The sequence below is a fragment of the Paenibacillus germinis genome, from assembly GCF_013141785.1.
GTDB classification, from domain to species: Bacteria; Bacillota; Bacilli; order Paenibacillales; family NBRC-103111; genus Paenibacillus_E; species Paenibacillus_E phytorum.
The window spans coordinates 1-8,902 of sequence record NZ_WHOC01000020.1 but is presented as its reverse complement, the minus strand read 5'-3'; the positions used below and the strand labels follow the sequence as shown (position 1 = coordinate 8,902).

8 protein-coding genes are annotated in these 8,902 nt (G+C 45.9%); 6 read left to right on the top strand and 2 right to left on the bottom strand.

The annotated features are described in order from the left end of the window. Positions 1-149: 149 nt before the first annotated feature. The gene (locus GC102_RS05800; RefSeq protein WP_171688609.1) at positions 150-551 is read right to left on the bottom strand and encodes a YuzC family spore coat inner layer protein; all 402 of its coding nucleotides are present in this window, start codon (positions 549-551) and stop codon (positions 150-152) included. A gap of 388 nt (positions 552-939) precedes the next feature. Here GC102_RS05800 and GC102_RS05795 point away from each other — a divergent pair, with 388 nt between their 5' ends. The 6 genes from GC102_RS05795 (at position 940) to ptsP (ending at position 6,648) form a co-directional block, all read left to right on the top strand. Next, entirely contained in the window at positions 940-1,725 is a 786-nt protein-coding gene (locus GC102_RS05795; protein ID WP_171688608.1) for a DeoR/GlpR family DNA-binding transcription regulator, read from the top strand. Then, complete coding sequence (pfkB, locus tag GC102_RS05790; RefSeq protein ID WP_171688607.1) at positions 1,722-2,678, top strand: 1-phosphofructokinase; 957 nt, start codon at positions 1,722-1,724, stop codon at positions 2,676-2,678. The genes GC102_RS05795 and pfkB overlap by 4 nt, the downstream gene beginning before the upstream one ends. A 14-nt stretch (positions 2,679-2,692) precedes the next feature. Next, the gene (locus tag GC102_RS05785; protein ID WP_171688606.1) at positions 2,693-4,066 is read left to right on the top strand and encodes a PTS fructose transporter subunit IIC; all 1,374 of its coding nucleotides are present in this window, start codon (positions 2,693-2,695) and stop codon (positions 4,064-4,066) included. 72 nt (positions 4,067-4,138) lie between these two features. Beyond that, positions 4,139-4,591, top strand: a complete 453-nt coding sequence (locus tag GC102_RS05780) for a PTS sugar transporter subunit IIA (protein ID WP_171688605.1) — start codon at positions 4,139-4,141, stop codon at positions 4,589-4,591. 17 nt (positions 4,592-4,608) lie between these two features. Further along, positions 4,609-4,887, top strand: a complete 279-nt coding sequence (locus tag GC102_RS05775) for an HPr family phosphocarrier protein (protein ID WP_171688604.1) — start codon at positions 4,609-4,611, stop codon at positions 4,885-4,887. A 39-nt stretch (positions 4,888-4,926) separates the two neighbouring features. After that, a complete protein-coding gene (gene ptsP, locus GC102_RS05770) occupies positions 4,927-6,648 on the top strand; it encodes a phosphoenolpyruvate--protein phosphotransferase (RefSeq protein WP_171688603.1) in 1,722 nt (573 codons plus the stop codon). A gap of 53 nt (positions 6,649-6,701) precedes the next feature. Here the strand turns inward: ptsP and GC102_RS05765 are convergent, their stop codons facing one another. Further along, the gene (locus tag GC102_RS05765) at positions 6,702-8,306 is read right to left on the bottom strand and encodes an S-layer homology domain-containing protein (RefSeq protein ID WP_171688602.1); all 1,605 of its coding nucleotides are present in this window, start codon (positions 8,304-8,306) and stop codon (positions 6,702-6,704) included. Positions 8,307-8,902: the final 596 nt, after the last annotated feature.

Here is an 8,902-nt window from a genome sequence, read left to right as displayed (position 1 = left end):
GATCCGTCCACGAGTCGGGGAACCGTACCATAAGTAGGGCAAATTGTTTGAATAAAACTGTATCGAAACAAGGATATGAATATAAGCAGATGCACGTTAAACCGAAAAAGGACCGTCAGGATGATCTTTCCTGACGGTTTTTCTTCTTGTCATTTGCCCCATTTTAGGGACAATATCATTTCACAGCATTGTTTCTCGGGGAGGCGAGGATCGATAGTGAAATGAACAACGCTTGGTGTAAATTTAGTCAGTATGATGGACTCAATGCCAAAGGTATGGATAATCCGATCCACTTCTTTCTGATTGCCATTCTGGGCATTGCTCATCAATTGGCCGGCAATAGCTGGGTCTGCCAGCTTTCGGATTAAGAGAGAGGCGTCTCGAAGGAGGGTCTGAGAGGTTGCAGCCGAATGTGAGAGTACCTTCGTATCTACATGCGGATAATCACGATGCCAAGCCCAGTAAGCAGGGTAGTAAGCAGCAGGAATAGGGAAACGATCATAGGGTGAGTAGGGGTATGTGTATGTGTAATAGGAAGGAGGATAATTCATGGATGATCTCCTTTAGAGTTTTATGCCAGAAATACGCTACACCAATATATGTGGATGGGGGCTGATGTGGTTCCTGTAATTTATGTAAGTATGATCGCATCGCCAAGCGTGTATTTTTTTCGTGAATTGGACGTTTTCAGCTCAAACTTGGAGAAAAGCGATAGTGACCTTATCATAGAAGCTTCTGAAAACCCAGCCCTTTGAGGGTGGGTTTTTCATGCGCGGCAGCTTAATATGTTGTGATCAAATATGACTAATATGAAAGAAATTACCTCTAGAAAGCGCTTTACAAATAAATATCGATCACATATAATCATAAATGAGATCAAACAATCAAACGCATGACCGTATATGCGCAAATCTATGAAATGGAATAGGGGGGGTCGTGATGCTGTTTGAGGAAGAACGTCAGCAGAAGATCGCCGATTATGTTCAAGTAAAAGAGCGTGCGTCCGTTCAAGAGCTGGCTCAGCATTTTCAGGTGTCTGAATCAACGGTCCGCAGAGATCTGAAGATCCTTGAGGAAGAAGGCAAGCTTCGCCGTACGCATGGAGGAGCTGTAGCTTTTGTCAGTGACAATTCAGAGCCTACTTTTGTGGAAAAAGAAGATCGCTATCGTTTACAAAAGGAGCTGATAGCCAAAGAAGCCGCTTCTATGGTTCGAGAAGGCGATTCCATCATACTCGATTCGGGAACTACAACTTATTATTTGGCTAAGGAATTGAAAACATTCAAAAAGCTTACGGTAGTAACCAATTCCGTTGCAGTAGCTCAAGAATTGGCTGCCAACACAGGAATCGATTTGATTCTTACGGGCGGAACCTTACGTCATGAAACGTTGGCGATGGTAGGTCCGTTAGCTGAGAAAGCGCTAGAATCCGTACATGTAGATAAAGCCTTCGTGGCTATCAATGGTCTAGATCCTGTCATTGGATTGACAACGCCGAATATGTTGGAGGCTTCGACTAAAAGGGCTTTCTTCCGTTCAACCAAGCAAGTGATTTTACTCATGGACCACAGCAAATACGGAAGAGTATCTTTTGCTAAGGTTGCGGCATTATCCGAGATTGACCAACTGTTGACGGATGACGGTATATCGGATAATGCACTGAAAGAGCTTGATACGGCTGGGGTTACCGTTACCGTCGTACAGACGGGTGGGAGGAAGTCATGAAGCCTGTCTTGACGATTACATTGAATCCGGCCTTGGACAAAACGGTAACTGTAGAAGATTTTGTTCTTGGCGGATTGAACCGAATTAAAGAATGGCGAATGGATGCTGGAGGAAAGGGCATCAATGTCGCCAAAGTATTGAAGAATTTTTCCGTTGATGTGACGGCTTGGGGCTTGTGTGCAGGGCGCCAGGGGAATGTGCTGACGGATACACTTACGAGTCTAGGCATCCCAAATTGGTTTGTTCAGGCGAAGGGTGAAACAAGAACGAACCTAAAGGTCTACGTGGAACAAACCCAAGAAACAACGGAGTTGAATGAGCCAGGATTCACGGTAGACGATGAGGTGTTAAGTCAATTTCTTGATCGTTTCAGAACCGATATTCATCAGGTTTCGTTGGTTGTCCTGGGGGGCAGTTTGCCAAAGGGAATACCTAGTGATTTCTATAAGACACTTATTCAGATTGCGAATGAGGCAGGAGTTCGGACCGTATTGGATGCCGATGGTGAGCCTTTCGTCCATGGTATTGAGGCTGTTCCCTACGCGATCAAGCCGAACATTCATGAGCTGGAGTCGTTCTTCGGAGAGTCCTTCCGGACGGATGAAGAGATTATCGATGCGGCAAGAAGATTAATCGTTAAAGGAATTGCTTACGTGGCCGTTTCTTTAGGTGGTGAGGGATCGATTCTTGTAACGGAGATGGAGGCCATTCGCGCCAAACCTGCTCCAATTACTCCTCTAAGTACAGTTGGGGCTGGGGACTCCATGGTAGCCGCGCTCATTTATTGCATGCTGCATGGCATGTCTCTGGAAGAAGCTGCGAGGTGGAGCTCGGCTGCAGGAACTGTTACGGCTTTGAAGCCAGGCACACAGGTTTGTACGCTTGCTGAAGTGGAAGAAAAACTGGGCAGTGTGAACATATGGTCTATTCCAAAAACAACAAATTCGAATTGAAGGCGGGGGCGTCTATGAAAAAGATTCTTGCTGTTACTGCTTGTCCAACCGGTGTTGCACATACGTACATGGCTGCTGAATCCTTAGCGAAAGCAGCTAGAGAAAAGGGTATTACGATTAAAGTAGAAACCAGAGGAGCTGTCGGCGTAGAAAATGAGTTTACCGAGCAGGAGATTGCCGAAGCTCATGCCATTATTGTAGCTGCGGATACGGATGTGTTAGAGTCCCGTTTTGTTGGTAAGCCGGTTGTTAAAGTCCCTGTCGCGCAGGCGATCAAAAACCCGGCAGGCCTTCTCGATGAAGCATTGAACAAAGAAGCGGCCTCTGCAGGTGATTATCTGAAGCAAGTAGAGCAGTCGAAATCTCAGCGCAGTGCTTCACGAACCGGAGCCTATAAGCACTTGATGACAGGTGTTTCAAACATGCTTCCTTTGGTTGTTGCTGGCGGGTTGCTAATTGCGCTATCTTTTATTTTCGGCATTGAGGCTTTTAAAGAACAGGGTACTTTTGCCGCAGCTTTAATGGACATTGGCGGCGGAGCAGCTTTTGCGCTAATGGTACCGATCTTGGCGGGATTCATCGCTTTCTCCATTGCGGAAAAGCCGGGCTTGGCGCCGGGTCTTGTTGGAGGGATGCTTGCTTCAAAAATGGGAGCAGGTTTCCTTGGCGGAATCATTGCCGGATTTCTTGCGGGTTATGTCGCGAAGCTGTTGAAAGATTATATCAAGATGCCTAAGAATTTTGAAGGCTTGAAACCTATTCTAATTATTCCTTTATTGGCTACCGGAATTACTGGACTTTTAATGATATATGTCATTGGCGAACCCGTAAAAGCAATTATGGATGGTTTGACGGTATGGCTCAAATCGCTCGGATCCACGAATGCCGTATTGCTCGGTCTCCTGTTGGGAGCGATGATGGCATTCGATATGGGCGGTCCTGTGAATAAAGCGGCTTATACGTTCGCGGTAGGGTTGTTGGCCAGCAGTGTATATGGTCCGATGGCAGCAGTGATGGCTGCTGGTATGACACCTCCGCTTGGTTTGTGGCTGGCAACGTTACTTGCTCCGAAGAAATTTACGAAGGAAGAGCGAGATGCCGGTAAAGCGGCTTCTGTTCTAGGAATTTCATTTATCACGGAAGGTGCCATTCCGTTTGCCGCAGGCGATCCGTTCCGCGTGATCCCTTCGATCATGGTTGGCTCTGCTTTAACAGGCGCTTTATCTATGCTGTTCGGCGCTACTCTGCGCGCGCCACATGGAGGGATTTTCGTTCTGCCGATCCCGAATGCCGTCGGTCACCTGGCTTTGTATGCTTTAGCTATCGTAGCAGGAACGGTTGTTACAGCCATCATGCTGAATATATTGAAGAAGCCTGTAAGAAACTAAATCTTTGCACCAATTAAATCTAATCACGCAGGGGGAATCTCTTCCCCCTTTATATTTAGGGAGGATAAGAATATGAATATTCAAGAACTGCTGAATGAACAAAGCATTTTGATCCCATTGGAAGCAACAAGCAAAGAAGATTGTATGAAATCCATGATCGACGGACTTGCAGCCGCTGGCTGTATTACGGATAAAGCAGCATACTTGGAAGCGGTTTTGAAGCGGGAAGAGACCGGTTCGACAGGTATAGGCTTCGGGGTTGCTATTCCTCACGGGAAGTCGAACGGAGTTAGCAAGCCGGGCGTTGCTTTTGCCAAGTTGACTGGGCCTCTTGATTGGAAATCACTAGATGACCAGCCTGTGAGGATCGTCTTCATGATCGCCGTGCCAGAGGCCGCTGCAGGCAATGAGCATCTGCAAATTTTGATCGCGCTCTCCCGTAAGTTGATTCATGAGGAGTTCCGTGAAAGCTTGTTGAAAGTAACAGAAGCGCAGCAATTAATAACGATTTTGGAAACCATTTAAGAGGAGATGTGCAAGTCATGCTTACAAAAGAACTTACGATCCGGAACGATTCCGGCTTTCATATTCGCCCTGCCCAACTGTTTACAGAAAAGGCGGCATCTTTTCAATCAACTGTAAATCTTGAATATAAGAGTGAACCTAATATCTCGATCATAGACGGGAAAAGTATACTCGGTCTTATGACGTTAGGTCTGGAGAAGGGCTCGGTTATTACACTGACAACAGAAGGGCCGGATGAACAAGCGGCGCTGGATGCTTTGGCTGAATTGGTGGAAAGCGGCTTTGGAGAAGTATAAGAGCTGCTTATAGCAGCTTGAGGGATAGGAGATGCTAGCATGACGGAGAGAGCATTACAAGGACTAGGGGTATCCGCTGGCATTCGCACAGGTAAAGCATTCGTGTACGCTCCAGTGCGGCTAACGGACGTAGAGAAAAAGAAAACACAAGATGTCGATACCGAGGTTGAACGGCTTCGGGAAGCCAAATCTGCTTGCCAGGCTGAACTGCAAGTTCTGATTGAGAAGGCGCAGCGTACTCTTGGGGAAGAAAAGGCTGTAATTCTGAAAGGGCAGATCAGCTTTTTGCAAGATCCAACCTTTTATCCACCCATGGAGAAATTAATAGTAAGCGAGCAGTGGACAGCGGAAAGCGCGATACATCAAGTGGTCACGCAGGTTGCTTCGCTGTTCGAAAGCATGAAGAATGAATATATGCGGGAGCGCGCGGCAGATGTCCGTGATGTAGGAAACCGGATGTTCGCTCAGTTATGTGAACGCAAAGGAACACAGCTTTCCGATATCGGGGAGCCTGTCATTCTCGTAGCGGATGATTTGACACCTTCTGATACGGTTCAGTTGGACAAAAATTTGGTGCTCGGGTTTGTCACTCGTATAGGAGGCAAGACTTCCCACACCGCTATTTTGGCCAATTCATTAGGAATCGCAGCGATTCTGGGATTAGGGGATGGGATTGATCAGATTCGGCATGGAGATGAGCTTCTTATTGATGGCTCGACTGGAAACTGTATCCTAAGCCCATCGGCACCAACCAAAGAATCCTACCACGCTCTCATGCAGCGAGATGAAGCCGAGAAGGCCGAGCTGCTGGCCTATGTGGATCGAGACGCTGTCACGAAGGACGGCTTCCGTGTGGAACTGGCTGCAAACATCGGTACGGTGGAAGAATCCGCAAGCCTGATAAGCCAAGGGGCTGAAGCGGTAGGGCTGTACCGTACAGAATTTTTATTTATGGGGCAATCTCAGATGCCTGACGAAGAAACCCAATATAAGGCTTACCGGCAAGTAGCAGAAGCAATGAAGGGACGCCCTGTTGTTATTCGTACGCTCGATATTGGCGGCGATAAGGAGCTTCCTTATCTGGATTTGCCGAAGGAGATGAATCCCTTTCTTGGCTACCGGGCCATTCGACTTTGTCTGGACCGTAAGGAACTGCTTATAACCCAGCTTCGTGCGATTTTGCGAGCGGGGGTTCACGGTGATGTGAAAATCATGTTTCCGATGATTTCGGGCATGGAAGAATGGCGTCAGGCGAAAGAAATCTATGATCAGACTCGTGAACAGCTTAGCCAAGAAGGAATCCCTTATGCGGATTCTGTAGAATTGGGAATTATGATTGAAATTCCGTCAGCAGCATTGCTCGCTTCCAGATTTGCCAAGGAAGTTGACTTCTTCAGTATCGGGACGAACGATCTTGTGCAGTACACGGTTGCTGTCGATCGTATGAATGAGAAGGTAGCTTACTTATACGATTATTTCCATCCCGCCGTCATTCGACTGATCAAGACGGTCATCGATGCTTCTAAAGCAGTAGGCAAATGGAGCGGAATGTGCGGTAGTATGGCAGGTGACCCGATTGCTGCACCGCTTTTGCTCGGATTAGGTCTGCATGAATGGAGCATGGCAGCTTCATCGCTTTCCAAGGTGAAGAAAGTGATTACGGATTTGAACCGCAGCGATTGCGCGGCTTTAGTAGAAAGGATTTTGGAGATGGACACGGCGGCCGAGGTTAGAGAGGCATTGTTGGCGTTTAAGCCATAATAGATGAAAAAGACCGCCAGAGTGAATGCTCTGACGGTCTTTTTTTGATTCTACTAGTGGTTAAGTATCACGTAGCTTGTTGTTTTTTCACCTGTTGGAGTTACAGCGGTTAATTCGAAAGAGGTCACATTGTCAGTCACTTTTACGTTTCCAGCCGCGTCAACCGCTACGGTTCCTACAGTTCCGGCATTTCCCTTAATGTCATTCGTGATGAAAAGGGTGCCTAGTGCGAAATTATAGCCTTTAATGTCCGCACTTTTGTACTTAATACCGTAATTATCTGTGATGGAAAGATCCATTTCAGTAAAAGCATTGAAGGTATAAACGTTTCCTGTTACCGTCTTCTCAATGGAAGTTTGTCCTGCTTTTATCTCCTTGGCAGTGATCGCGTCGCTTTTCACCGTGACAGTAACGTGTAGTTGCTTAGCATCGCCATTTCCAATTTGGACAAGGACAGTGATTTCTGCAGTTCCCGGCTTGTTGCCTAGAACGTAAGCATGATGGTCTGCAGTAAGTCCAACTTTAGCAATGCTAGAATCAGAGGAATGAACGGATTGAACAACCCCAGGGATTGCAATAGGATCACCGTTAGCTGATGTCACTTTAATTTCAATTTCTTTTGCTAATTTACTTTGTGTTGGATCTTCAGCTGTTGCTTTGTTAACGAGACCGTTTGATCCTGTAGCTGAATCTGTTAGACCGCTATCGAGTACACTAGCTAATGTGTAGGTGCCGGTAATAGAAACGTTCCCTGTGCTAGAAGCTGTAACGCTAAAGCTGCCAGTTGTTGTTTGGACAGTGGAGGCATCGAGTCCGCCAAGCGTAACCGTGTAATCACCTGCAGCGAGCGCAAGAGTAGTCGTTAATGTTACCGATTGACCATCACTAGCCCATTCTGTTGTTGTAGGAACGACAGTTGACCCATTTTTCAAAGTGAGCGTTGCTTTGCTAGCATCCACTTTTTTATTGAAAGTAACTTGAACCTTCTTATTGTCGGAAGAAGAGGCTTGCGTTTTTGTAATCGAAATGCGTGTTTGATTCCCGAAAACTTGCTGAGCTGTATAGGAGCTTAGAACAAGGTCAGCGCGGTTGGCAGGCAGGTCGCCAGATTTACTAGCAGGGTGAATACCAAGTTCCGTTGCTTGTTTCACAGCATCTACGTACCAAGGTGAGCCTGTCATGGAAATCTTTTTGCCTAAACCTTTAAGCAGAACGGTATCCAGCTGAGCTGTTGTTACAGAATCGCCGGGAACGAAAGTAGTGTCTGTGACACCGTCAATGAGGCCTGCTTTTTTGGCAGCTTCAATATAAGGGATGGCCCAGCCATTCGCTGCATCATCGGCATTAACATCAGAGAAACTGGACACCTTAACTGTAGGATCAACAGTGATGTTGTAAATTAATGTGGCTACTTTGGCAAATTGAGCGCGTGTCATATTTTGCGTAATGCCAAATGTGCTGTCCGAGACGCCTTCAAAAATACCGGCTGCAATCATCGCATCAATCTTAGCTTTAAGTGCGGCATCACTACCAGCCAAATCTGTGAAATCAGCGCTTGTTTTGGCTGCAGCGGAAGCAGGAAGAGAAAGTGCAGCTGAAGTAAATAAGGAGAAAGCCATTGCGGCCGTCGCGATCATCGTAAGTTTAGTGGATTTCATAGTACCTCCCGAGGGTTAATTATATATTTTTAATCTAGCAAACTATCGTGCATGTTCTGTTACTATAACTATACCTTGCATGATAGAGTACGTCATTGTCAAATTCTTGGCAGTCTCGGTAAGAGAGTGCTAACAAAGTGCGGACAAGTGTAATGAGAATGATAATTAAACTCATTTACTAACTTTTAATTATTCACTTTACAATTGTAAGTGTAATAGATATAATTACCTCAGCACCACAAACAAGTGAGGAGGCTGAGATCATGGGTAAATGCGCATGCGGAAACACACAAAACACTGAAGGTAACTGCGACGGTTCACACGCTAAAAAAGACAAATAAGTCTTATAAATATAGGTCAAAAAGGACTTCCGCGAATGTTAAATTCGATGAAGTCCTTTTTTTATGTCGTCTAATGAAAGTTGATTGAAATTAGCGGCTTTTGATAAAGGTAGAGCGAATTAGAAAGGCAAGTTGTACAACGTACAACAATTTCCTTGATTTCTTCTAGGCAAGCTAAGGATTGTTGTATGTTGTACAACAATTTAACCATTTTAGAGGGTATAGAGAGACTTTTGGTTGAAATTGTTGTATATT